The sequence below is a fragment of the Leptolyngbya sp. PCC 6406 genome, assembly GCF_000332095.2.
Classification (GTDB): domain Bacteria; phylum Cyanobacteriota; class Cyanobacteriia; order Phormidesmidales; family Phormidesmidaceae; genus PCC-6406.
Genome location: NZ_KI913949.1, coordinates 2,363,161 through 2,386,916, shown reverse-complemented (window position 1 = coordinate 2,386,916; position 23,756 = coordinate 2,363,161). Strand labels below are relative to the sequence as shown.

Annotated in this window: 19 protein-coding genes; 11 read left to right on the top strand and 8 right to left on the bottom strand. The window is 54.1% G+C overall.

Annotation, left to right across the window (positions count from 1 at the left end; translation table 11 throughout):
- The first annotated feature begins 121 nt into the window (after nt 1–121).
- Nucleotides 122–1,438 (top strand): McrC family protein, encoded by a 1,317-nt coding sequence (locus LEP6406_RS0210655; protein ID WP_008310365.1) that lies wholly within the window; start codon nt 122–124, stop codon nt 1,436–1,438.
- Nucleotides 1,431–3,431, top strand: coding sequence for an McrB family protein (locus LEP6406_RS30210; protein WP_008310364.1), 2,001 nt, complete (start codon nt 1,431–1,433; stop codon nt 3,429–3,431). The genes LEP6406_RS0210655 and LEP6406_RS30210 overlap by 8 nt, the downstream gene beginning before the upstream one ends.
- Before the next feature lie 132 nt (nt 3,432–3,563).
- On the opposite strand, the gene LEP6406_RS0210645 is transcribed toward LEP6406_RS30210, so the two are convergent.
- Nucleotides 3,564–4,730: a hypothetical protein gene (locus LEP6406_RS0210645; RefSeq protein WP_008310361.1), complete on the bottom strand. Its 1,167-nt coding sequence runs from the start codon at nt 4,728–4,730 to the stop codon at nt 3,564–3,566.
- Nucleotides 4,731–4,944: 214 nt separating this feature from the next.
- Between LEP6406_RS0210645 and LEP6406_RS0210640 the strand changes: the two genes are divergently transcribed.
- Together LEP6406_RS0210640 and htpG are read left to right on the top strand one after the other, a co-directional pair.
- The gene (locus LEP6406_RS0210640; RefSeq protein ID WP_008310360.1) at nt 4,945–5,424 is read left to right on the top strand and encodes a hypothetical protein; all 480 of its coding nucleotides are present in this window, start codon (nt 4,945–4,947) and stop codon (nt 5,422–5,424) included.
- A gap of 121 nt (nt 5,425–5,545) precedes the next feature.
- Nucleotides 5,546–7,534 carry a molecular chaperone HtpG gene (gene htpG, locus LEP6406_RS0210635; protein ID WP_008310359.1) on the top strand — a complete coding sequence of 663 codons (1,989 nt, stop codon included), beginning with the start codon at nt 5,546–5,548 and terminating at the stop codon, nt 7,532–7,534.
- 172 nt (nt 7,535–7,706) lie between these two features.
- Here the strand turns inward: htpG and LEP6406_RS0210630 are convergent, their stop codons facing one another.
- Both LEP6406_RS0210630 and LEP6406_RS0210625 read right to left on the bottom strand, forming a co-directional pair.
- Nucleotides 7,707–8,192, bottom strand: a complete 486-nt coding sequence (locus LEP6406_RS0210630; RefSeq protein ID WP_008314355.1) for a YraN family protein — start codon at nt 8,190–8,192, stop codon at nt 7,707–7,709.
- 95 nt (nt 8,193–8,287) lie between these two features.
- Nucleotides 8,288–9,073, bottom strand: coding sequence for a hypothetical protein (locus LEP6406_RS0210625; RefSeq protein WP_155834672.1), 786 nt, complete (start codon nt 9,071–9,073; stop codon nt 8,288–8,290).
- Between the two features lie 748 nt (nt 9,074–9,821).
- Between LEP6406_RS0210625 and LEP6406_RS0210620 the strand changes: the two genes are divergently transcribed.
- Genes LEP6406_RS0210620 through LEP6406_RS0210610 form a run of 3 tightly spaced genes read left to right on the top strand, consistent with a single transcriptional unit; the run spans nt 9,822 to nt 13,734 of the window.
- Nucleotides 9,822–10,832, top strand: a complete 1,011-nt coding sequence (locus LEP6406_RS0210620) for an iron ABC transporter substrate-binding protein (RefSeq protein ID WP_008314359.1) — start codon at nt 9,822–9,824, stop codon at nt 10,830–10,832.
- Nucleotides 10,833–10,876: 44 nt separating this feature from the next.
- Nucleotides 10,877–12,574 (top strand): ABC transporter permease, encoded by a 1,698-nt coding sequence (locus tag LEP6406_RS0210615; protein WP_008314361.1) that lies wholly within the window; start codon nt 10,877–10,879, stop codon nt 12,572–12,574.
- A gap of 5 nt (nt 12,575–12,579) precedes the next feature.
- Nucleotides 12,580–13,734, top strand: coding sequence for an ABC transporter ATP-binding protein (locus LEP6406_RS0210610; protein WP_008314363.1), 1,155 nt, complete (start codon nt 12,580–12,582; stop codon nt 13,732–13,734).
- Between the two features lie 72 nt (nt 13,735–13,806).
- On the opposite strand, the gene LEP6406_RS0210605 is transcribed toward LEP6406_RS0210610, so the two are convergent.
- Nucleotides 13,807–14,043, bottom strand: a complete 237-nt coding sequence (locus LEP6406_RS0210605; RefSeq protein WP_008314365.1) for a DUF6737 family protein — start codon at nt 14,041–14,043, stop codon at nt 13,807–13,809.
- A gap of 351 nt (nt 14,044–14,394) precedes the next feature.
- Between LEP6406_RS0210605 and LEP6406_RS0210600 the strand changes: the two genes are divergently transcribed.
- From LEP6406_RS0210600 to LEP6406_RS0210590, 3 genes are all read left to right on the top strand, one after another.
- On the top strand, nt 14,395–15,153 hold the full coding sequence (locus LEP6406_RS0210600; protein WP_008314367.1) for a MinD/ParA family ATP-binding protein: 759 nt from the start codon (nt 14,395–14,397) through the stop codon (nt 15,151–15,153).
- 6 nt (nt 15,154–15,159) lie between these two features.
- Nucleotides 15,160–16,191, top strand: a complete 1,032-nt coding sequence (glsA, locus tag LEP6406_RS0210595; protein ID WP_008314369.1) for a glutaminase A — start codon at nt 15,160–15,162, stop codon at nt 16,189–16,191.
- Nucleotides 16,192–16,310: 119 nt separating this feature from the next.
- Complete coding sequence (locus LEP6406_RS0210590; protein WP_008314372.1) at nt 16,311–17,474, top strand: HAMP domain-containing protein; 1,164 nt, start codon at nt 16,311–16,313, stop codon at nt 17,472–17,474.
- A gap of 355 nt (nt 17,475–17,829) precedes the next feature.
- On the opposite strand, the gene LEP6406_RS0210585 is transcribed toward LEP6406_RS0210590, so the two are convergent.
- The 3 genes from LEP6406_RS0210585 to LEP6406_RS0210575 form a co-directional block, all read right to left on the bottom strand.
- Nucleotides 17,830–18,447 (bottom strand): PEP-CTERM sorting domain-containing protein, encoded by a 618-nt coding sequence (locus tag LEP6406_RS0210585; protein ID WP_008314374.1) that lies wholly within the window; start codon nt 18,445–18,447, stop codon nt 17,830–17,832.
- Nucleotides 18,448–18,963: 516 nt separating this feature from the next.
- Nucleotides 18,964–20,136, bottom strand: coding sequence for a hypothetical protein (locus tag LEP6406_RS0210580; protein WP_008314376.1), 1,173 nt, complete (start codon nt 20,134–20,136; stop codon nt 18,964–18,966).
- Between the two features lie 91 nt (nt 20,137–20,227).
- Entirely contained in the window at nt 20,228–21,007 is a 780-nt protein-coding gene (locus tag LEP6406_RS0210575) for a precorrin-2 C(20)-methyltransferase (RefSeq protein WP_008314378.1), read from the bottom strand.
- Between the two features lie 145 nt (nt 21,008–21,152).
- On the opposite strand from LEP6406_RS0210575, the gene LEP6406_RS0210570 reads away from it, so the two are divergent.
- Nucleotides 21,153–21,851, top strand: a complete 699-nt coding sequence (locus LEP6406_RS0210570; RefSeq protein ID WP_008314380.1) for an esterase/lipase family protein — start codon at nt 21,153–21,155, stop codon at nt 21,849–21,851.
- A 100-nt stretch (nt 21,852–21,951) separates the two neighbouring features.
- On the opposite strand, the gene LEP6406_RS33570 is transcribed toward LEP6406_RS0210570, so the two are convergent.
- Nucleotides 21,952–23,751, bottom strand: coding sequence for a hypothetical protein (locus LEP6406_RS33570; protein WP_008314382.1), 1,800 nt, complete (start codon nt 23,749–23,751; stop codon nt 21,952–21,954).
- Nucleotides 23,752–23,756: the final 5 nt, after the last annotated feature.

Sequence of the window (23,756 nt, the reverse complement as noted above, 5' to 3'; positions counted from 1 at the left end):
GCATCAGAGCTTAGTTTCCTGATATATCTGTCCGAACATTGGGTCCACTTCACATTTCATCCCGAAAATTCGCCAAGCATTTGGGCATCTTAATGGAGTCATCCGTGCCTGAGACCTGTGTATGCCCATTCAAGTGGGACCATCAACAACCAATGTCCTCACGCTATTTGAGTATGAGGAGACTGATGCCCTCAGCGATCGCGAAATCCGCCTTCTGAGCAAACTCTCCCGTACCAGTGGCATCGAAATCCTCAAACCTGTTATCCGCCAAGGAAGAACCCACTTTCAAGCGAGGCAGTTTGTCGGGATTTTGCGTTTAGGCCAGCGCACGATTCAAATTCTGCCTAAATTTCACCGTTCTAGCGACCGGCAGCAAAGTGAGCAAGAAGCGACTCGCAACCTCCTGCTGATGCTCGACTATGCTGGGCATTTGGGAATTCGCGAAGTCAACCTGGCATCCCTAAACAGCGTCCAGAACTGGTTTGAGGTGCTGATCTACCTGTTCGCCCTCAATCTAAAGCGCCAGTGGTGGCAGGGAACCGCCCGCACCTATGAACCCATTGATGCTGTATTACCCATGTTGAAAGGGAAATGGCGGCTGTCTGCTCAGATGCACCGACCCGAGCAAAAGCATCTATTTGCCGTTACCTATGACGAATTTACGGAAGACAACCCCTTGAACCGGGTATTTCGCTATGTGGTGGAGAAGCTATGGCAACTCACTCGGAATAGCCAAAACCGCCAAATGCTCTCAGAACTGCGCTACTGGATGGATGGAGTCGCACTCCTGCCGGTGGTGACCCCTCAGATGGCTCAGGGCATCGCCCTAACGCGCCTCAATCAGCAGTACGAGCCACTCCTGAACCTGGCCCGTCTATTTCTGGAGAAGTTGGGCCTCGAACTTTCCGTCAGCGATCAGACAGCATTTGCCTTCGTCTTTGATATGAACCAGCTTTTTGAAGGGTTTTTGACCGGCTTTATGAAACAGCATCGAAGGGATATCTTGCCTGAAGCACTTCAGAGTTGCCAATTACTTCCTCAGGGGCGAAACGCTGCTTTTTATCTAGCCCGACTTCGCGGCAAGCGAGTCTTTAAGCTGAAACCTGACCTAGTGTTTCGGCAGGGTACCCACTATCCCTTACTGATGGACTTCAAGTACAAGCAGCTTGAACCAGGGGATCGAAAGCTCGGTATCGCGGAAGCCGATTTTTACCAGATGTATGCCTACCTTAACGGGTTTAGTACTCCCCAAGCCACGCTGATGTATCCTCAAACAGTGGAGATGGCAGGCCCAGTCCGGTCTCGGTTTGAGCTAGCGGGAAGGCAGGGAGAAATTCGGGCTGTCACGGTAAACCTGCTGCGAGATCTGACGGCAAGAGGGGAAAAACAAGTATTGATGGCAGAACTCAGGCAAATTCTGGAGGGAGCATATGAGTAGTCAAGCACAAGTCAAAGACTGGCGGGTTGAGCTAGAAAACTGGCTTCAGAAGAACTCCAAAATAATGCCCTCTCATTTAGCTGACATTCGTGAAGCCTTCGAAAAACGGTTTCCCATCGAAAAACTCCATGAGCTGTCCCTTGAGGAATATGCGATCGGCAAGTCTGACAGTTTTTGCTGGTGGATTGAGTTCAAAACTAATGCTTTAGGTGGTGTGACAGGAGGAGCAGCTCAAAAATGGGGTATTTACTGGAGTAAAGGCGATCAGGAATGGAAATGGAATAAGTCGCTTAATAGCGATTTACCAGAAGCTGCTTTCCAAAAATTGAAAGACGGCCTATTAGCATTGATTGAAGCTGCTGCTAATGACCAATTTGAACAGCTAGATTCTATAGGCAGTAACAGGCTTGGGCCTAATCGAAACGTCCTCAGATCAAAACCTCTGTCTCTATATTTCCCAGATAAATTTTTACCAATTGCAAACCCTTACCATTTGGCTCACTTTCTTAATGTCTTTGGACAAAAGCCCAAGGGCGGTCTGCACACCAAAAATCGGCAGCTTCTGACCTACCTACGAGAGCAGTCAGAGTTTGGTGGGATGGACACCCATGAGATGATGGCGTTTCTCTATACCGCTTTTCCACCAGGCGATCGCACGGCCAAACCCGCCCATACGGATGAAGATCAAGTAGTCCTACCCGAGGAAGTTGTTCAGCTCACGACTTTGGCTGAAAAGACCCGCAATCTGATTTTGTATGGCCCACCAGGAACCGGCAAAACCTTTGCCGTGAACAAGTTTTCAGATTTTTATTTGAAAGAGCAGTTGAGTACTCCGCTTTCACCAGAGCAGCGGCGGCGAGATCTGATTCGGCCCCTAACCTGGCATGACGTGATTGCGCTGGCGATGTACCTGAAGCGATCGCAAAAAAACCTGTTCAAAGTGCCTGAAATTGCCGAAGACCCTTTGGTAAATGACTTTTGGGCATTTACCAAGACCAAGAAGCTGAATAACCAGATTTGGGCCATGCTTCAGATCCATACGGATATCTCAGTGCAGACGGTTAAGTATAAAAACCGGCAGCCTCCCTACTTGTTTGAAAAAACGGAGCAGAGCGAGTGGCGTCTAACCGAAGACGGAGAAGGCTACGTCGAAGTCAAGTTAGCGAACGTCCTCGATGAGCTGAAACACCCGGAGGAATCAACCCCAGACATCTCAGACTATATGCGCTTCGTGACCTTTCACCAGTCTTTTGCTTACGAGGAGTTTGTAGAAGGGCTGAAGCCAGTTACTGAAGATGGCCAGGTTCGATATGAGGTGGTAGATGGCATCTTCAAAGAGATCTGCCGTCGCGCTCAGAATGACCCAGACCATGAGTATCTACTGGTGATTGACGAAATTAACCGCGCCAACATTGCCAAAGTGTTTGGGGAACTCATCACCTTGATTGAGGATGACAAACGGTTGGATAAGGAACACGAAATCTCCGTTCAACTCCCGTATTCTAAGGAAACTTTCGGTGTTCCAGAAAACCTGTTGATTTTGGGTACGATGAATACCGCTGACCGCTCCATTGCCCTGCTGGACATAGCTCTAAGGCGGCGGTTCACGTTCGTGGAGCAAATGCCTAATCCTTCCCTGTTGGAGACGGTGGAAGGAGTTGACCTGGGGGTCTTGCTAGATCGACTCAACCGAAGGATTACAGTGCTGCTGGGGCGGGACTATCAGATTGGCCATAGTTACCTGATGGACATCGATAGCCTTGAAACTCTTCACTTTGCCTGGTACCGGAAGATTATGCCGTTGCTACAGGAGTACTTTTACAACGACTGGGAGCGGTTACAGGCTGTTGTGGGTAAACGCTTTATAAAACCAGCAGAGGCTGATGAGATGACTCGTCAAGCACTCGGCGATTTTTATGATGAAGAAGGCCAATTTGAAGTCAAGGTATATGACCCTGACTCCGGATTTTTGGAGGCCCTGCAAAGCGTTTGACCATAGCCATCTGAGTCAGGATAATCGCATCTTAATCGAACGCCTCTGTTTCGAGTTTAGGAGTCAAAATCGACCAGAGCATCAAGAACAGTGGGCTGCGTTGGGTTACGCTAGCGCTGCACTCCACTTCCCCTAGCGATATTGGACACTGCGATACACGAGGCGGGAATTGTAGCCCCGGCCCCGCAACTCCAGCACCCGAGACTGGGCTAGGTTCCGGTTGTTAAAGGTTCCCGTATTAATAAAGGATCCCAGATGGGAATTTTCCAGAAAGGCATCGGGATAGAGGCGTCGAATCTGAGATAGGGTGGCGCTATCGCCAAATACAGCCGCTACATAGACACTGGTCGGAGCCTCAATCTGGCCTATCCCTTGGGGAAGATCCCCAGACGGGATATTCACGGTGACCGGCCCCACCCCCGGTTCTAATAACAACCGCTGACCGCTGTTGCTGATAATCTCCAGGGCCGTTTGTCCGGTGCCATCAATGCGGGTGAAAAACTGGGCGGGAACACCGTTGTAGGTGCCCCGGCTGACATAGCTGACCTGGCGATCATAGGGCGGTACAGGGGGCGAGAGGATGGCAGAAATCCCATTTTGTTCGCTGGCCCCAGAGAGGCGGTTGTACACGTTCATCAAATACTGGTCGTTGCCTTGCCGCTGAAACACACGGGTCGAATAGGTATTCGTATCAAAGGCCAGAATCGTACCGGCAGCTTGATGAACCGGGCGCTGTTCCGAGGTGAGGTTAATCAGGGCATCTCCCAGCCCCGGCTCTTCTAGAATCTTCCGTCCGAAAAAATCGAAGATTTGCAGATTCAGGATATCGTCATTGCTGCTGACCACAGCTCGATAGATAACGCGCTCACCATTGCGGGTACCTTGACTGGAAAAGACGCTGAAATTATCAATGAACTCCAGAGTTGCGATCGCATTCCGCTGTAACAGCACTCCCGTGGCATTGTTAAACACGTTCATGCGGTTCACATCCCCGTCCCGAAACACATGCATCGTGTAGTTGGGAGTGCGGAAATAGAGCACGGAGCCTTCTACCACCTGGGCTAATTGCAGACCGCGATGGTTGTCTTGAGCCGATCTGCCCGCATCCTGGGGCTCAGATAGGGCGGGGCTCGTGCCAGAAGGATTGGCAGCATTGACAGCAGTTGGGGAAACTGCCAGGGCCAAGGGCCAGTCGGAGACCATCGCGGGGCGCACGCCCCAGGGCAAAATCAAGACCCAAGCACAAGAGAGGACTACCGAAACGGAGCGACGGGGGCGTTGGGGCAACGGTGAAGTCATGGTGGGGGCGTCCCTGGTCTAAACGCCGTAATTCTAGGTCATATTGCTTAGAACCGCCCCAGTAGCTGATACCTTATGCCAATCTAAGCAGTGTCAGTCCCCCTCCCTTTTCTTCCGGTTAAGAGAGCACCATTGAGGATAGGGAGGACATAGGGGAATAGCCTTCGGGCCTATATCTATAATTTCGTCCCCCGTCATCACTGGAGCGATCGCCATGTTTTCCGCCGCTGCCACTACAGCCATTGCCCTAACCTTGGGCACCGCCCTCAGTGGAGGTCTAAGCACGCCTCAGTTGGCTCCAAGCCAGTTGGCTTCAAACCAGTTGGCCCAGAATCAAGATCCCTACCAAGACTGGATCTACCTCTACACCAACACCTTCGAGAATAGTCAGGGCAGTACTATCGACCAGCAATGGTGGCTCAACCCCAGCATTAATCGCGAAGGGGATATCGTCCGCTTCACCCTACTGTCGCGCCGCACCCCCATCAGCGACAACGGCACCGCTGCCGGAGTTTTCGACTACATTGCCAACTGCGAAGCCCTCAGCTACGCCGTAGAGCAAATGACCTTCCTAGATACGGCGGATCAGCCCCTCCAGAGCCAAACCCAGCAAACCCCTCTGCGGGACGCAGAGGCAAGCAACCCCCTCTATCCCCATCTTCAGGATATCTGTGCCGGGGTTTACGGATCCTAGAATCAAATGGCAGGGTGGGGTAAACCGCACCTGCCAAGCCTAGGTTCTTCTATTGTAGGAACCCCCATTGATCGTCGAGCATAGAGCTGACAAGCGCACAGTTTATGCACGGGTCTTGACTATGGCAACGATTCTGGAAAAGGGCAACATCAGTATTCATACTGAGAATATTTTCCCCATCATCAAAAAGTGGCTCTACTCAGAGCACGAAATTTTTCTCAGAGAGTTGGTGTCCAATGCCGTAGACGCCATCCAAAAACTCTCCCTCCTGACCCGTTCCGGCGAATATTCAGGTGATGTTAGCAACCCAGAAATCACCATCGCCATCGACAAAGAGGCCAAAACCCTCAGTATTTCTGATACGGGCTTGGGCATGACCGCCGAAGAGGTCAAAAAGTACATCAACCAAGTTGCCTTCTCCAGCGCCGAAGAATTCATCACTAAATTTAAAGATAGCGGCGACGCCAATATCATCGGTCACTTCGGCCTAGGCTTTTACTCCTCCTTCATGGTGTCCAGCCAAGTGGAGATCGACACCCTCTCCTACCAGGCGGGTGCAGAGGCTGTCCACTGGAGTTGCGACGGTACCACAGAATTTGAACTCTCCCCCTCCGAACGCGCCACCGTCGGCACCACCATCACACTGCATCTGCTGGAGGAGGAGCATGAGTACCTAGAAACAGCCCGTGTTCAGCAGTTGGTGAAAACCTACTGTGACTTCATGCCCGTCCCCATCAAGCTAGACGATGAGGTCATCAACAAACACGAAGCGCCTTGGAAGCAGCCTCCCAACAGCCTTTCGGACGAGGACTACCTGGAGTTCTACCGCTACCTCTACCCCTTCCAGGAAGAACCCTTGCTGTGGGTGCATTTGAACACAGACTATCCCTTTGTGGTCAATGGCATTCTCTATTTCCCTAAGCTGAAGCCGGATATTGATGTCACTAAGAGCCACATCAAGCTTTTCTGCAATCAGGTCTTTGTCAGTGATAACTGCGAGGAAGTCATTCCTCGCTTCCTGATGCCGCTGCGGGGGGTGATCGATAGTACCGATATTCCCCTCAACGTGTCCCGCAGTTTTTTGCAGAACGACCGCACCGTTCGTAAGATCGCCGACTATATCGCCCGCAAGGTGGGAGATAGCCTCAAGGGACTGTATCGAGAAGACCGGGCTAAATACATTGCTTCCTGGCAAGACCTGGGTACCTTCATCAAGTTTGGCTCCCTCAACGACGATAAGTTCAAAGAACAGGTCAAGGATTTTGTCATCTTCCGCACTACGGCTAAGTTGGGGTCCGCCAGTGACAGCGACGCTGCCAAGGTGGAGGTGCAGGCCGACGGTGAAGATGCTTGGTCTCAAGTAGAGCACCCGCCCGAATCCGCCACAGATGCCGATGGCTATTCCTACACCACCCTGAAGGAGTATTTGGAGCGTAATCAAGAACACCACGAAAACCGCGTGTTCTACGCCACCGATGCTGTTTCCCAGGCAACCTACATTGCCCTACACGAATCCCAGGGGCTAGAGGTGCTGTTCCTCGATACCTTCATCGATACCCACTTTGTCTCTTTCCTGGAGCAGGAGTATACCGATGTCAAGTTCTCTCGGGTGGATGCGGATCTAGATGACACGCTACTGGACAAGGAAAAGCCCAGCGAGATCGTTGACCCTACCACTAACCAGACCCGCAGCGACCAGATCAAGGCGCTGTTTGAAAAGGCGCTGAACAAGCCCCAGGTCAATATCCGTACCGAGGCTCTAAAGGCAGACAGCCCGGATACGCCCCCCGCCATGGTGCTCTTGCCGGAAGCCACTCGCCGAATGCAAGAAATGATGGCCATGATGCAGCAACAGACAATGGAGTTTCCCGAAGCCCATGTGCTGTTGGTGAATACGGCCCATCCTATGATTCAAAATCTGGTGGGCCTGAGTCAAAGCAGTATTGTCCAAGCGGATGGTTCTAGCTCTCCTGCTGGGGAAATGGCGACGCTGATTTGCCAGCATGTCTACGATCTGGCGTTGATGGCCCAGAAGGGCTTTGACGCTGAGGGGATGAAGTCCTTTGTGACCCGATCTAACCACCTGCTAACTCAGCTTACGGAGCGTTAGATACTAAGGGACTTGCAGGAAAATTAAGGTACCCATTGCCACCTTGCCTATTGGTGCATTGCTGCGCGTTTCGCAAGCGACATAAAAGGCGAAGCCGCGCCTTAGCGCTATGCACCCTACAGTGATCAACGCTTCCGGTACTTTATTTAGACGCAAGTCCCTAACTACCAGCCTAACTCCCATCAAAGGCGTTGACGATGTAGTCTACCAACGTCAGGGTATAGCCTCCATCTGCGATCGCACGTTGCATTAACCCAGTGGATCGCCCTAGTGGGCCTTGCTCCACCAGGGCCACATCAAACCGACAGGGCAATTCGGCATATTGGGGCATCTGAGCCAAAAAGACCTCGGCACTACGCCAGAGCTTTTGCTGCTTCTGCGGGGTAATTGCTAGTCTGCCTATGCGGTCCAGGCTACCTTGACGGCGACTTTTAACCTCTACAAAGGCAAGATTAGGATCGGGATCGGACGCGATGGTCTCCGACCGGCCAAAGGCCATCGCAATAATGTCCAATTCTCCCCAGCGGCAATGCCAGCGCTGGGCGACTACGCGCCAACCCTGCTGCCGCAGCCAATCCGCGACCAATGCTTCCCCCAATTCTCCGAGACGCTGGGCGGCTTCTAGACGGTCGTTGGAGTCGGCGTTACGGCGAGCCATGGATGGAGCAATCCTGAAGGAATACGGGCGATGGAGATTGAGAACTCCGTATTTTTATAGTACCTCTGTTCAGAAACCGAGTGCCCATTACAGCGCTACAGCGGGAATTCGCGCCAAATCGTGATGAGAACCTGATTGCGATTGCGCACCGGATCCAGCGTCAATAATCTCTCTTCCCCCGTCGTCGTCGTGACCTTGAAGCGGTATGACTGAGGCAGATTATCTCGTGTCTGGCGTGCCCCTCTAGGAATCGAGTCTGTAATGCCGAGTTCATTAGCAAAGTGCTCCACTACATCCCGTGGATCTTCATTCGCCGCTAACGCCACGAGAAACTGCCCCTCAATATTCGGATCCGTATTTCCATCCCGGCGATAGCGGTCCAAGTGCGCTCCCGACAGAATATCCGTCGGGTCATTCACCATTTCTCCCCCCGACGGCAGCGTTAGCCCTCCAACACGTTGAGGGTCAGGGTCAGGGAGCGATTCGGCGATCGGGTCAGGGGGCACCGGATCGGGATTCTGAGCATCCTCTGCGTCTGCCTGTGCCTCAGGTGCAGAGGGAGCAGAGGGGGCTGGAGCGGTGGCCTCCGGTCTCACTGGAGCTTGGGGCTTGGGGGCTGGAGGATCTGATGGCGTCGGGGGCGAAACCTCTTCAGCCAGATCCGGCTGGGGCAGCTCCCTAGGGACAGGCAAAACCGCCACATCCATCACATCTACCACCGCTTCTTCTTCGACGACAACCTCGTCCGGGGGAGCGGTTTCCACCATGGGCAACGACAAGACAATGCCATGGAGCAGCACCGATACCAGCAGCATACTCCCCATCTTGATCCCGCCCCGGTTCCAGGGACGGCGTTTTTGGGTGACTGAGGCTGTCGCCACAGAGCGAGGGCGAGAAGGCTGGGGCCTTTCTCTAGAATCCTGAAGGCAAGACTCTGGCTGAGATCTCGGCTGCTCCCCAATTTGGCTATCACCTGAGGCAACGACAAGATCAGCATCCGGCTCACCAAGAGGGGCAGAATTCAACCTGGGGTGATAGAAGCCTTGCAGAAAAGGGGCAGCCTTGCCGATCGGATCGCACTCGAGGGTCATCCCAAAATATTGCTAATAGTTTTTAGTAAGCTAACAAATTCATAGTACGCCATGGACCCGAACCCACGCTAATTAGTCTTATTTACCCTCAGGGTAAAACCATGCCCTCGACAGCTCTGGAGGCAGGCTGACCGACTGGGGAATGGCGATGTAAAGGGAATGACCCCAGCCCGATTCACCCTGTTAGTGACCCTATTCACCCATGCTAGTTACGTTACCAGCGCTGAAAAGTGAGGTTCTGAAGGAGAAAGGATAGCGCCTGTGATTACCCCTTCGAGATCGCCTACAGAGGGCTAAAGACTTGCTCTAGAAACTGATTTGGCAGATAGCGATGGCCTTTGGCCGGTCGGAGCCATTGCGCCCATAGGGACAAACGGAGCACTAGTTTATCGGGAATCCTTCTTGTCTGGGATCAGCTCCAGTGTTATATTCACCTCTAGAGTATTGCGAATAGTTCTTGATAACTGCCACAGGTGTATTGTGACAGAGGTTCGCAGTCCAAATTTAATTTGAGTTCGATTTAGGAGAGCAATTATCCATGGTTAAGCGTCGGTATTTTCTGGCTGGGGCCGCCGCCCTCGCCCTCAGTATGGGTGCGGGTTTAACCTTTACCAGCAACGCCCAGTCCAATACCCTCACCATCTACTCGGGACGCGGGGAATCTCTGATTGGTCCCCTGATCGAGCAGGCAGAACAGGAATTGGGCTTGGATATCCGGGTCCGCTACGGTGACACCGCTGAACTTGCGATCGCCATCATTGAAGAAGGCCGCAACAGTCCCGCCGACATCTACTTTGGTCAAGACGCCGGAGCCCTGGGAGCCCTTGCCGATGCTCGCCGCACCCGCACGATTCCGGCTCGCCTGATTGCCCGTGTAGACCGGCGGTTCCGCTCCAATTCCGCTCAGTGGATTGGAATCACCGGACGGGCTCGAGTCATCGCCTACAACACGAATATGGTCCAAGCAAACGAGCTTCCCAGCTCTATGTGGGCGTTGACGGAAGCCCAATGGCGCGGCAAGGTAGGCTGGGCTCCCACCAACGGTTCCTTCCAATCCTTCGTCACCGCCATGCGGTTGTTGGAGGGAAATGACCGCACCCTGGAGTGGCTAGAGGCTATGAAAGCCAATGGCACCGTCGTCTACCGCAACAACAGCACCATCGTCGAAGCAGTGGGACGCGGTGAGGTCGAACTGGGTCTAACCAACAACTACTACCTCTATCGCTTCCTTGCTGAGGATCCCAACTTCCCCGTAGCCCACCACTACACTCGAGGGAATGTGGGCTCCTTGATCAACATCGCTGGGGTGGCGATCATCAACACCGCCGCCAACCGCACCGGTGCTGAGCGGTTCGTCGAATTTCTCCTCAGCGATACGGCCCAAAACTTCTTTGCGGAGGAAACTAAGGAGTATCCCTTGGTTGAGGGGATTGCTGCCCCCGAGGAGCAGTTGCCCATCGAGGATATTAACCCCCCCAATATCGACCTTGGAGATCTTGCCGACCTCCAAGGCACCATCGAACTCCTACAGCGGGCGGGCTTGTTGTAGTAGCGTTGAATAAGGGCTAGGGGCGAGTAGATCTCCTAGCCCCGATGCGAACCTCCTCCTTTGTGACAAAACACCCTTCTCCTTCCCTACCCACCCATGCCCTGAAATGGCTCGGGGGCTCGGGGCGCTCGGCCCGCCCCCCCTGGTTCTTGGTGCTGATGGCACTAGTGACCGCCGCCGCCATGGTGCTGCCCCTAAGCCACTTGGTGGTGCGTGCTGCTGGGGCCGGGGTACTAGAACTGTGGGCCATCATTGCTCGCCCCCTTACCCTAGAGGTCATCTTCAACACCTTGGGTCTAGGGCTAGCAGCAACTTTCTTTTCGGCTCTAATTGCTATCCCCTTAGCCTTTTTGACGGTGCGGACAGACCTGCCGGGGCGACGATTTTGGCTGATTGCCACAACCCTCCCCCTAGCGGTGCCCACCTATGTCGGTAGCTTTGCCCTGATTTCTGCCTTTGGCCCCCGAGGCAGCATTGTCCAAATGCTATTGCAGCCCTTGGGCATAGAGAGACTTCCCTCGATCTACGGTTGGTTTGGCGTTATTACTGCCACCACCCTGTTTACCTTTCCCTACCTACTGTTGAGTGTGCGTGCGGGTCTCATCGGCATGGATCCCAGCACCGAGGAAGCCGCCCGTAGCCTGGGCCATAGTCCCTATTCCACCTTTTTGCGGGTGACGCTGCCTCAGTTGCGACCCTCGATTGCTGCTGGGTCACTGCTAGTAGCCCTCTACGCGATTCAAGACTTTGGCACCCCGGCTCTGATGCAATTTGACTCCTTCACGAGGGTCATTTTTACCCAGTATCGATCTGGCTTTAACCGCAATTTGGCGGCAGCTCTCGCCCTGGTACTGGTGGCCATTGTGCTGGGAATTCTGTGGCTGGAGTATCGCACCCGCACCCGCGCCGCTTACTATACCCGCCGCAGTGGCAGTGGCTTGTTAACGCCCCCCGTTGCTCTGGGGCGGTGGCGGTGGCCTGCCCTGTTTTTTTGTACCATTGTGGTGCTGTTGAGCTTGGTCATGCCCGTGGGGGTGATTTTATTCTGGCTGTTTCGCAGTACCCTCTTTGGCGGCTTGGGCTACACCACCTATCAATCCGTTCCCCTATGGCAAATTTGCCTAAACTCGCTCTACGGGGCGGGGTTGGCGGCCCTAGTGGCGACGGTGTTTGCCCTCCCCATCGCGATTTTGTCGGTTCGGTTTCCGGGGCGATGGACCACCCTATTGGAGCGGTGTTCCTACATTGGCTTTGGCACACCGGGAATTGTGGTGGCCTTGGCTTTGGTGTTTTTCGGAGCCAACTATACCCCCTGGATTTATCAACAAATGCCGATGCTGGTGTTTGCCTACATGGTGCTGTTTCTCCCCCAGGCGGTGGGGACGGTACGGGGATCGCTGTTGCAGGTGAACCCCAATCTAGAGGAGTCGGCCCGCAGTTTGGGCCGCACCCCCTGGCAAACCCTGAGGCAAATTACCTTGCCCTTGGTGCAACCGGGGGTGTTAAGTGGAGCAATGCTGATCTTTTTGACCGCGATTAAGGAGCTGCCCGCAACATTGCTCCTAGCCCCCATTGGCTTTCGGACCCTGGCGATGCAGATCTGGCAGGCGACGGCGGAGGATGCGGCCTTTGCGGATGCGGCGGCGGCGGCACTGCTGATTTTGCTGGTATCGGCGGGGTCTACGCTGATCATTCTGTCCCAAGAGCGGCGGACTGTGACCCAGGCCCGTCCTAACTCCTGAAATTTATGGTTGAGGCGATGCATTCGGCTCCAGTTCTACGGCTCCAAGACGTGACAAAACAATACCCCCACACTTCTGCCCCAGCGGTGGCAGGGGTAAGCCTATCTTTGGTAGCGGGGGAAATCCTGGGACTTTTGGGGCCATCGGGTTGTGGCAAGACAACCCTACTGCGGCTGATTGGCGGCTTTGAACGGCCCGATGGCGGTGAGATTCACCTTGCAACGCAGCCCATAGCGACGGCCCACCGTTGGGTGCCACCAGAGCAGCGGTCCATTGGCATGGTATTTCAGGATTTTGCCCTGTTTCCCCACCTGACGGTGAGACAGAATGTGGCCTTTGGCTTGCAATCGTTACAGCGGCAAGATCCTAAATCCAGTCGCGATGGCCAGAGACCGACCCACCAAGGCAGCCGCACCCAGGAAGCCTTGGCCCTGGTAGGGCTAGCGAAGTTTGCTGACCGCTATCCCCACGAACTTTCTGGGGGACAACAGCAGCGGGTGGCCTTGGCGCGGGCGCTAGCGCCCCGGCCCACAATTATTTTGCTGGATGAGCCTCTGAGTAACCTGGATGTGCAAGTGCGCCTTTATCTCCGCCAGGAGGTGAGAGAGATTCTGAAGCGCACAGGTATTTCGGCGGTTTTTGTCACCCACGATCAAGAGGAAGCGCTGTCGATCTCTGACAAGGTAGCGGTGATGCGCCGGGGTCATCTGGAGCAGGTGGGGGCTCCAGAGGAGATTTATGCCAATCCGGCCTCTCAGTTTGTGGCGGAATTTGTCACCCAAGCTAATTTTCTCACGGCCCAGCGCCGGGGGGAGAGCTGGGAGACGGAGGCGGGGACGTTTTATCTGCCAATGGCGAACGCTCTAGGTACCCTGGAGGGGGGAATGCTGATGATTCGTCAGGAAGATTTGCTGCTGGAACCGGACGAGGCGGGAACGGTGTGGATTCGCGATCGCCAGTTTCTAGGACGGGAATATAACTACTGTTTGCAAACGCCGTCGGGGCAAACCCTCCATGCCCGGATGGCAACGGGGGCAACTCTCCCTACGGGCAGCCGGGTCCGCCTCAAGGTAGACCCTCAAGCTTTGAGGATTTTTCCCGGTCATGATGAGGCCGGTCATGATACGGAAGAAGTCATGAGATCAACCCTAGTGATCTGAGGCTATGTTCCATCCCTGCCCTGGATAGAATGCCGAGCTGAGAGCTGAGATGGGGCCGATATGAAGTTCCTGTTACTTTTGCGGCGATTGCTGATGTTGCATGGCATCGGCATACTGACGGGGGGCGAGATACAAAAATAGCGTCCACCAGCCCAAAACAACCCCTACCACAGGCAGGGTGAGCCAAAGGCGATGGGTGAAGCCCCACGCGATCGCGGGCAGGGCCAGCCCCGTCAGCACAATAGACCAAGGCTGGCACCACCAGGGTTTGTGCTGCCATAGGGAATTGGAATCAGCAGGATCGGTCATGGAAAAAGTAGAAGCCTGTGAGGTGTTCCGAGCTCGATTTTATCCATGTAACGACGATATATCCACCTAGAGCTTTGCGAGAAGCCCATAACCGCTAAATTTGATGCTATGCCAGGGGAGTTCATCGGCTATACCCACCATATTTGATCGGCTATACTCACCATATTTGATGGAGGCGGCACCATTAATACCAATTCTCTGAATTGCCGCTACACATCCTAGCTTCGACTCCGCTCAGCTAGCGTCCCCTGAGCGAAGTCGTTGACTTTGCCGTCCCAGCGGGCTAGGTGACATCTGTAGTCTTATTTCGGGGAATTGGCATAACTCAGGGTTGAGATGAGGTCATAGCGTATGCCCAGGGTCATTTCCATTCACTCCTATCGGGGAGGAACAGGAAAATCTAATTTCACCGCCAACATCGCTGCCGCCATAGCACTCCAGGGTCACCGAGTTGCAGTGGTGGATACTGATGTGCCTTCCCCCGGTATTCATAATATTTTCGGTCTAGAGCCCGACATGACCACCCATACCCTCAACAGCTATCTGTGGGGTGAATGTCCCATTGAAGCGGCGGCCTACGATATTGGGGAATCCCTTGGGGTCAGTGCTCAAGGGGGGCAGCTTTTTCTCGTGCCCGCCAGTATTAAAACCGATGATATCGCTCGCATCTTGAGGGATAGCTACGATGTACGCCTACTCAACGATGGGTTTCGCAAACTGGTCAAGGCTCTGGAACTAGATTATTTGTTCATTGACACCCATCCCGGTCTATCCAAACAAGCCTTTTTAACCATTGCCATTTCCCATCACCTACTCTTGATTCTGCGCCCAGATAAGCAGGACTACCAGGGCACGGCGGTCACGATGGATGTGGCCCGTCAACTGAATGTGCGTAATGTGTTGTTGGTGATCAACAAAGCCCTGTCCACCATGAATCTAGACCTACTGCGGAAAAAGGTGGAGGAAACCTATGAGACCCCTGTGGCGGGGGTGTTTCCGCTCTCGGAGGATATTGCGGCGCTGGCCAGTGAAGGGGTATTTTGTGTGAACTATCCCGATCATGCCATTGCTCAGGAGTTCAAAGCTGTTGCCCATCGGATTATGGAGTAGGCGACCATGGCAAATACTGGGGATTTGAAGTCATTAGCGGACTCCATTTCATCGGTCACGTCTCCGTTTCGCAACTACCTGAGTGATCTGCACGAGAAGTATCAATCCCTCACGGAGGGAGCGGTTGCTGATTACATTCCAGAACTGGCTTTGGCGGATCCTAACTGGTTTGGCATTTGTGTGGCCACTGTGGATGGTCAGGTCTTTGAGGTGGGTAACTGCACCCAGACCTTTACGATTCAGTCTATTTCTAAAGCCTTTGTCTATGGATTGGCTTTGGAGGATCGGGGTCGGGACTACGTCAATAGCAAGGTGGGGGTGGAACCGACGGGGGAGGCGTTTAATGCCATTGTGTTGGATGAAGGCACGAATCGCCCCTATAACCCCATGGTTAATGCGGGCGCGATCGCAACTGCTGACCTAATTTCTGGCCAGGACGGGACGGAACGCCTGAAGCGGATGCTGGATATGTTTCAGCGCTACACCGGGAGAGGGCACGATATCAGCGTTCCCGTCTTTATGTCGGAAAAATCTACGGGCAATCGCAACCGGGCGATCGCCTACCTGATGCTCAACTTTGGCATGGTCGGGGAAAAGCTGGAGGAGACCCTGGATTTGTACTTTCAGCAATGTTCGATCTTGGTCAATGCCCGTGACCTAGCAATGATGGCGGCGACGTTGGCCAATGGCGGTGTCAATCCCTGTACCGGCGATCGCGCTTTAGATGAGCGCTATGTGCAGGATGTCATCAGCGTCATGCTCACCTGTGGCATGTATGACTACTCGGGGGAATGGGCCTATAGGGTAGGTATGCCCGCTAAAAGTGGTGTTGGGGGCGGCATTACTGCCGTCTCACCGGGCAAGCTGGGGATTGGGATCTTTTCGCCCCCCCTGGATGCCAAGGGAAACAGTGTACGCGGCGTTAAGGTGTGCGAAGAATTGTCTAGCGAGTTTGGGCTGCACCCCTTTAGTGTGGGCAAGGCCAAGCGAGACTTGGCAGAGTGGATCGCGGGGAGTGCAGATATCGACAGTTGGTGATTCGGGGGAACCAGGGTTATTTGCTGCTGAGTGCAGGATGAACCTTGGTTCCCTAAGCTTTTATTTAGCCCATTCTCATCTACTGCTTTTAGGATTGCCGAAAGTACAGAGATTTTGAGATGGTCAAGCATCTATCGACCCGATTTTCCACCAAGATGAAAGAAGGGAAGCGGTTGTTCAAATCGCCCCTTTCCCTCCGCATTGTTCTGGGTATCTTTGTCAGCCTTGTGGTGATTGAAGGCATTGTCCTCGTGCCTTCGGTGCAACGGCGTAAGCAGGAAATCCTGAGCCAAATCGAGGAGGTGTCCTTCGGGAAGATTAACTGGATTTTGATGACCTACCCTACTGCATCGGGGCCAGAACTCTTGGCACAACTAGAGCAGTTGCAACGGGAGCCGATGATGCAGATCATCCTCGGCGGGGCGGTTTACGAGGCTAACGGCAGGGTGGTGGGCACCTTTGGGGAAGTGCCTGCCCTACCGCCCGAGGAGGCCCGTCAAGGCAATCAACGCTATCTGGAAACGGATCAGGGGAGTCGTTACGATGTTGCTTGGCTGGCATCGCAATCGGACGGTGGCGATGAATATGTGTTGCTGCTGCGCCATGATGCCGACGGGACGCGGATGGCGCTAGTCTTTTACATTCTTAGAATTACCGGCATTGTCTTGTTAATTTCCGCTTTTATCACCTTGGTGATGATGGTGCTCCTGAGTCGGCAACTGATTACCCCGGTGTTGATCCTACGGCGAGATTTAATCCTGGCGGGGGATGCGTTAGCGAAGCTCACCGAAGGTATTGCAACTGACCAACCCGCTCCCCCCTTTCAGTCCGATCAGTTTCAGCGCCGTGATGAGCTGGGGGAGGTAATTGCGGCCTTTCAACAGATGTATCAACAAATCTGTCAGGCCATCCGCGATCGCAAACAGGCTGAAGCCGAACTGCGCCACAGCAACGAACAAATGCAGAAATACCTTCAACAGGTAGACCGTGTCACCGATGCCGCCACCGCCGTTGATGAAGGCACCTTTATCCCGGAGAGTTTAGACGAGGTAGCGGCCCGCTCGGATGAACTGGGGAAGCTAGCCCAGATGTTTCAAATGATGGCCTCCCACGTGAAACAGCGAGAAGCCCGATTGCAACAGCAATTAGCAGACCTCACCATCGAAATTGACCAAGCCAAGCGCCTGAAACAGGTGGCCCAAATCACCAAAAGCGATTACTTTCAGGAAGTGCAGAAAGAGCTTCAAACCTATCAAGCTGACCAATTCTGGGGTGAACTCTAAGCTCCACCACCCGGCATGACCTTTGAGCAAGCATCTTCGTGGGTTTTCTCCTAGAGCGTGTGGACAATTAACGAGGAAACCCTTGCGGGGTAGGCATGACCACGCCCGCCCTACGGAATCAAGCTAGGGGCTGTAACCGCCCCATAGCAAGGAATCTGGCTTTGATTGTCCACAGCCCCTAGTGGAGACACCGCGCGAACGCGGCTCAACCCACGCTACGACGGTCTTCTGTAATCAAGTGAGATCGTTAGATTTAATTAGATACTGCTTGAAATGACCCCGCATTGGGTACACAATTGCACAATGAATGCGGGATATTGCTAGGCTAGGTGAAAGTTCCTGCGGCAGAAATCACCTATGCTTCCTGCTCCGTCCGCCGCCGTTGTGCCAGCATCCCTAAGCCCAGCAATCCCAATCCCAGCAGCGCCGTTGGTTCTGGTACATCAACGTGGTCAGACACTAACTTAAAGGTGGCATGGATCTTAGCACCATGCTTTTCCCCTTCATTGAGACCGAAGAGTCCTTTATTAAAGATCGTATCCGATAGGGTAACCTCCAAAAGGCCACCGTTGCCAAAGGCAAACACCGACGGACCATCCCAGATTACTTGGCCTCCTTGGATCACCCCAAAAAGAGATCGAAAGCCCTTAGTTTCACCACCGACAGTGCCTCCAAATACTTTGGGTAGGGAGAAAGTGAAATCCACAGAGATAGGCTTGGAGGCAAGATCATCCAGGTTGACCGCAGTTTCATCGGTCCAGAGGGTGAACAACTTGGTAGAGGTTGACTCCCCAACCTCTAGATCTGCTGTCGCTGGTGTACCCAGAATAGGTGCCCAATCTAAAACCAAGCCGGGATCCTGATCATTTAGGTTGACGTTGTAGCTATCTAGCTTAAAGGTCGTTGCTTCAGCAACGGTACCCATTACCAAGACAGCAGCTCCGGCAGTACAGGTCGCAAGTAAGGCTTTCATAACCATTGGCTCCTGAAGGATATTGCAGATATCTTGTGGCACCAGCGGTTGATCAATAACTGGCAGCCACAGAGACGATGCATTCCCCCTATCTGCCCCTTCCTCAACTTGGTATATACGAGGATATCCTTAATATCGAAAATGGCAGTTATAGGGAATCTCTCTGGTAGTAAGACTACTGGAGTGCAAGTGAAGCCTTATGCAATTTGGCCGGGATTTACTGAAGCTTGACAGTAGTGTGAGGTCAAGATAAAGCTTTGGCAGCAAAGAATTCATAATGGGGTAAACGGGTTTACCTTAACTTTACAAATCAGTTTTAGGGCATCTTGATGTATTGCCTTGTAGGGCATATTGATGGCTGAAACCCGTGGAATTACGTTGCTGTTTGAAGGTGAATCCGCTTTTTTGAGATGTTCCTTACAAACTTAATACATTGAGGAAAAAATTTTCAAGCTAAGTTGAACCGTTAGAAGCGGCCCTATCCCTACCCAAATTTTGGCGAAATGCGACCAAATGTTATTCCAATGTATTTTCAGCAGATGGTGTCTCTTCTTTATCGACAGGGGTTGAGGTTTCGGGAGCAGGGGAATTGGCTTTGAGATTCACACAGATTTCTTTCCGGTATTCCACCTGCACCACAAACTGATAGGCGGTAGTCTGCTGCACGCTGCCAAAATTGAGGGCCTTGACCCGATCAATGGCGCGATGGTTGAGAAATGGGTAGCCCGTGCTAATCAGAACCTGTGGATCCCGAGTTAATTTACCATCGGCACCTACGAGGGCGGCTATGAGACCCTCGTGGGGCTCGGGGGACAAACAGGGCTGTTGACCATTAATCAGAGCGAGTAGGGGAAAGTTCACTTGCTCAAGGGGTAACGCGGCGACTTCCGCTAGATCCTTACTCTCTGCCAGCCAGATTTCTTGAGCTGCGGTTGCCTCCTCTTCCGAGGTGCCGCCGTCGTAGGTGAGTGCCTGTTGCTGAGCTGCGGATAGGGCAATAGGGCTATCGGTCCCCGCCGCTGGGGCAGGATTTTGGGGCTGGCGTTCTAACTCCGATGCCGTAGGGGAGTCTGTTTCTGTTGGGGAGGAGGGCTGTGTCCCTTGAGTTGGGGCACCAGCATTACCGCTGTTGCGAGTGCCTCTGTCGGAGGATGAACTAGGGGAATTTCCATTGGCTGAGGTGCCGGTATTGCCCGTGGCTCTGTTGCCAGTGCCACTATTGGCCGTGCCACTAGTGCTGCCCCGAGAGCGATTGGCGGTATTACCACCGGGAATTACGGTGCCGGGGAGTTGATAGGGAACAACGTAGCCTTGACGGGGGGAAGTGTTAGGTTTGGGATTGGCGTTGCCCCCGGAGGCGATGGGGGGCAGTAGACCATTATTAGGAATGGGCTCGATGCTGCCCAGGTTGCCGAGGGGGTCGTCTAGGGGTGAAAGACTATAGAAGGAGTTGGAAAAGTCCGGTAGACGCTGCCGCTCTGCCGGAGTGAGTTCCACTAAGGGGACTCGACGGGCTTCGGCCCCGAGGTCCGGCTCCGTGAGGGCATTTAGGTTCAAATTAGACAGGGTGGGGCTGGCGGCAAAAAGCACCCCATGGAATCCTACTGAAATGGCTCCTGCCAACCAAGTGGGCTGGAGTAGCCAGGTCCGCCATTGGGGCGACAGTTTTGGAAATCGAGGGGAAGCCATAGGAGAACTGCGGTGATGAAAGATGGTGTTGGGTATCCTCTAGCCCCAGACGTTTGTCAGGTTTTAGGGTGCCCCGAGGGCTGGCTATAGCCTAGCTGATGCCCGTGGATCTGTGGATAATCATCAGGGAGAAATAGGGCAGTTGCAGGTGGGGATGATCGGATAGGTCAGGGTACAGGCGTTGATCGGGGCGGCTGGCATGGACGACAACGGCGCTGTGGGCTAGGAGTCCCCGTTGTTTCAGGATGGTCCAGACTTGATGATAGACGGCGGCGACTTTCATTAATACCACGACCTCGGCTTGATCCAGGGCTCTTTCTAAATCGTCTAGGGTGTGCATGGCGGGGAGGATGGTGAGGCGCTGGTCTTGGATGGTGAGGGGTTGACCGAGGGCCGCGATCGCGGCTAGGGGTGAGCAGATGCCGGGAATGGTGTGGAGGGTTAAATCCGGTAGTTGCTGCTGGAGGGTTTGGGCTAGATAGGTAAAGGTGCTGTAGAAGCTGGCGTCTCCCTCGGTGGCAAATACGACGTCTTGTCCTTGCTGAAGATGGGGGATGACGGCGGCGGCGGCGGCTTGCCAAGCTGTCTCTAGGGTGGCGGTATCTTGGACGTAGGGAAAGTACAGGGGCAGTAAGGTTTGCTCCGGTTGTAGCCAAGGGGCCAGGATTTGCTGAGCCATACCGGGTTGGCCATTGCGGCCAGCGGGGAAGGCGACAACGGGGCACTGTCGTAATCGATTCAGGGCTTTGACGGTGATCAGCTCTGGATCTCCTGGCCCCACACCGATGCCCCAAAGGTGACCGAGGGCAGGGGACTCGATGGCCCCTTGGGGTCGATCTAGCGCCTTGGGGGCGGCTACGCCCATGACCATCGCATTTATCACGCCAGACCTCTATCTATACAATCCTGATAATCCTGGACTTTGGGAGGGGATAAGACCGGATAATAGGTACTGTTATCCAGCTCAGGAATTCCAACCTGGAGTTCCAATCTGGGATTCAGAGCCTTGGGAGTCTATGCCTCTACCGACGGTGATCATACCGGGTTATCTGGCTGGAGCCGCCCCCTATCGTCCCCTAGAAACCTATCTTCAGCAGCAGGGCATCCCCGCGATGACGGTGCCCCTGATTCGCCGGGATTGGATACCGACCCTGGGGGGGCGATCGGTACAGCCGATCTTGACCGCGATCGCGGCTACGGTGACCCGTCTTCAGTCAGAAACAGGGTGTGATGGTGTCAATATTGTGGGCCACTCCGCTGGTGGCTGGATTGCCCGTATCTATCTGGGGGAGCAGCCCTATGCGGTGCATAACTGCGATCGCGATCGCCCCAACTGCTGGAGCGGCCACAAACAGGTTCACACGTTACTGACCCTCGGCACTCCCCATATAAGCCAGGAGCGCTGGACCCGCCGCAATCTCGACTTTGTGAACCAGACCTACCCCGGCGCGTTCTACAATTCGGTGCGCTATGTCTGTGTGGCGGGCAAGGCGATCTACGGTAAGCGCTGGGGTACTTGGTTTACCTACAACAGTTACCAACTCACCTGTGGTCAGGGAGACTGTTGGGGTGACGGCATCACCCCCATTACCGCAGCGCATTTGGACAACGCCCAAAATCTATTGCTGGAGAATGTTTACCACTCTCCCCGACCTGATGGGGATTGGTATGGCAATGCCGCGATCGCGGCCCAATGGTTGCCCTACCTGACCTAATACCCAGGCTGGATAGATGCCCATAATGGGCGCAGCACAAAAAAAGGGCGGAGGCATGATGCCTCCCGCCCTTTTTGAGCTATCCCCGCTTCAGGTGAGCCTAGTCAGTTGCTTGGGAGATGCGGGTGAGTTCCCCCGTGGGGTCAGCCTCCAAGGCCCGCATTTCAAAGCTAGCGGTATCAGTATTGAAGTCCAGTTGCAGTGGGAAAGCCACTGGATTCAAGGTGTTCACCGCCGGATTGATCTCGCTAATGGTGAACTTGCGGACACCCCCATTCACCAGCAGATCCCCAATCTGGTCGCGGTAGTCGCTGAACCGCAGGGTATCACCAGGGCCAAAGCGACCCAGGATGCGCCCTTCCACCGACACCACGAAAGAGTCATCCACATCCACACCCGTGGGGAAGCCACTGATGCGGGTGAAGACGGAATCATCCGCTTGACCCACGCCAGTCATACCAGGGAAGACGCGACTAGCCACACCCACTGGGACATTGCGGGGAGTCATCTCATACTCGAAACCATCGGCAGAGGGGGGATCAACCCAGCGGCCAGAGGGCACGTTGTTGAAGATAAAGATGCCAATAAACACGAAGCGAGGCAGGATAGGCCGGAACTGGCTACCACCATCATTGGGATTGGCAACAACACCGTTACCACCACCAGCACTGCCGTCATCGTCATCGTCGTCGTCACCGTCATCATCATCGCTGTCATCACTGCCATCGTCGTCGTTGTCGTCGCCGCTATCAGCAGTGTCGTCACCCGGTGTGTCTGTACCACCATCGCCAGCATCGGGCAAGGCACCAATTAAGCCGCCATCACCGCCGCCCGCAGTGTCATCGTCGTCGTCATCATCATCGTCGTCATCATCGTTGTCGGCGACATCGTCGTTGTCGTCATCATCGTCGTCGTCGTCGGCAGTATCATCCCCAGGGGTATCTGTATCGTCATCCCCTGCATCAGGGATTGCCCCGATGAGACCATCGTCATCAGTGGCATCATCACCGGCAGTGGCATCATCATCAACGTCAAAAATGATGTCGTCGAAGGAGGGTAGGTTGATAATTGCGACCCGATTGAAAATGCTGATGGCCGAAACCTGGCTCACACCCTGCCGGAATTGGCGGATAATCACGCCAGGACCCTGCCCTTGGCCTTGGCCGGGTTGGGGTGTGCCCAAGGCGAACCCCGGCGGTGTAAACACCGTGCCACTGTTAAAACTCAGATCGATACCAGGAACAATGGTAGTGTTACCATCCCGTGTCTGAGTGAATGCACTAGCTGGTACAGCAGTTCCTAAGACGTTGATTCCCGTAGCCCCAGTCCCCACAGGCTGCTGATATTGAACCACCGTGACGGGGGTCTGTCGCTGAACGACTCCAACGCCCTGGGCTCCAGCCACAAACCCAGTTTCTTGCAGAATGTAGCCAACCGCCCGATGCTCTGTGGTGTTAGCAGCACCACCAACAGCAACAGGGTTGGGGTTGCTAACGGTGAAATTAATCGTTGTCGGAATATTAAAGAAGCGGGCTCCGAGAGGGCCGACGCTACGGAAAGATACAGTTCCTAAAACCGTTCCAGTTGCGTTCTGCAGATTGCCACCAAGGGTTGTCCCGTTATTAATAGTGGGCAAGGTGTTAGCCCGAAAAATAGCGGAACTGGGCAGATTACCCTGGTTCGTTTCAATCGTGACGGAGTTGAACTGGCCACCAGTAATCACCGCCCGAGTGTCATTGGTGGTACCTGCTCCACCTGGAACAAAGACACTAGCGTCATTAATGGTGGCACCGCCCCCGGTGACATTCAGTTGAGCCTGGGCTGGCGCTGCGAGCATGGATAGGGCCAGACTGCTCGTCAAGCCGATCAGGGTGTACCTGTTCTTCAAAAAGGAAGTCATAGGGT

What these genes read in the sequence shown, in the direction of transcription:
- LEP6406_RS0210580 (WP_008314376.1), bottom strand. Translation starts at nt 20,136, where the DNA reads ATGGCTTCCCCTCGATTTCCAAAACTGTCGCCCCAATGGCGGACCTGG.
- glsA (WP_008314369.1), top strand. Translation starts at nt 15,160, where the DNA reads ATGGCAAATACTGGGGATTTGAAGTCATTAGCGGACTCCATTTCATCG.
- LEP6406_RS0210615 (WP_008314361.1), top strand. Translation starts at nt 10,877, where the DNA reads ATGCGAACCTCCTCCTTTGTGACAAAACACCCTTCTCCTTCCCTACCC.
- LEP6406_RS0210590 (WP_008314372.1), top strand. Translation starts at nt 16,311, where the DNA reads ATGGTCAAGCATCTATCGACCCGATTTTCCACCAAGATGAAAGAAGGG.
- LEP6406_RS0210655 (WP_008310365.1), top strand. Translation starts at nt 122, where the DNA reads ATGCCCATTCAAGTGGGACCATCAACAACCAATGTCCTCACGCTATTT.
- htpG (WP_008310359.1), top strand. Translation starts at nt 5,546, where the DNA reads ATGGCAACGATTCTGGAAAAGGGCAACATCAGTATTCATACTGAGAAT.
- LEP6406_RS0210610 (WP_008314363.1), top strand. Translation starts at nt 12,580, where the DNA reads ATGGTTGAGGCGATGCATTCGGCTCCAGTTCTACGGCTCCAAGACGTG.
- LEP6406_RS0210645 (WP_008310361.1), bottom strand. Translation starts at nt 4,730, where the DNA reads ATGACTTCACCGTTGCCCCAACGCCCCCGTCGCTCCGTTTCGGTAGTC.
- LEP6406_RS0210570 (WP_008314380.1), top strand. Translation starts at nt 21,153, where the DNA reads ATGCCTCTACCGACGGTGATCATACCGGGTTATCTGGCTGGAGCCGCC.
- LEP6406_RS30210 (WP_008310364.1), top strand. Translation starts at nt 1,431, where the DNA reads ATGAGTAGTCAAGCACAAGTCAAAGACTGGCGGGTTGAGCTAGAAAAC.
- LEP6406_RS0210640 (WP_008310360.1), top strand. Translation starts at nt 4,945, where the DNA reads ATGTTTTCCGCCGCTGCCACTACAGCCATTGCCCTAACCTTGGGCACC.
- LEP6406_RS0210605 (WP_008314365.1), bottom strand. Translation starts at nt 14,043, where the DNA reads ATGACCGATCCTGCTGATTCCAATTCCCTATGGCAGCACAAACCCTGG.
- LEP6406_RS0210575 (WP_008314378.1), bottom strand. Translation starts at nt 21,007, where the DNA reads ATGGTCATGGGCGTAGCCGCCCCCAAGGCGCTAGATCGACCCCAAGGG.
- LEP6406_RS0210585 (WP_008314374.1), bottom strand. Translation starts at nt 18,447, where the DNA reads ATGAAAGCCTTACTTGCGACCTGTACTGCCGGAGCTGCTGTCTTGGTA.
- LEP6406_RS0210630 (WP_008314355.1), bottom strand. Translation starts at nt 8,192, where the DNA reads ATGGCTCGCCGTAACGCCGACTCCAACGACCGTCTAGAAGCCGCCCAG.
- LEP6406_RS0210620 (WP_008314359.1), top strand. Translation starts at nt 9,822, where the DNA reads ATGGTTAAGCGTCGGTATTTTCTGGCTGGGGCCGCCGCCCTCGCCCTC.
- LEP6406_RS0210600 (WP_008314367.1), top strand. Translation starts at nt 14,395, where the DNA reads ATGCCCAGGGTCATTTCCATTCACTCCTATCGGGGAGGAACAGGAAAA.
- LEP6406_RS33570 (WP_008314382.1), bottom strand. Translation starts at nt 23,751, where the DNA reads ATGACTTCCTTTTTGAAGAACAGGTACACCCTGATCGGCTTGACGAGC.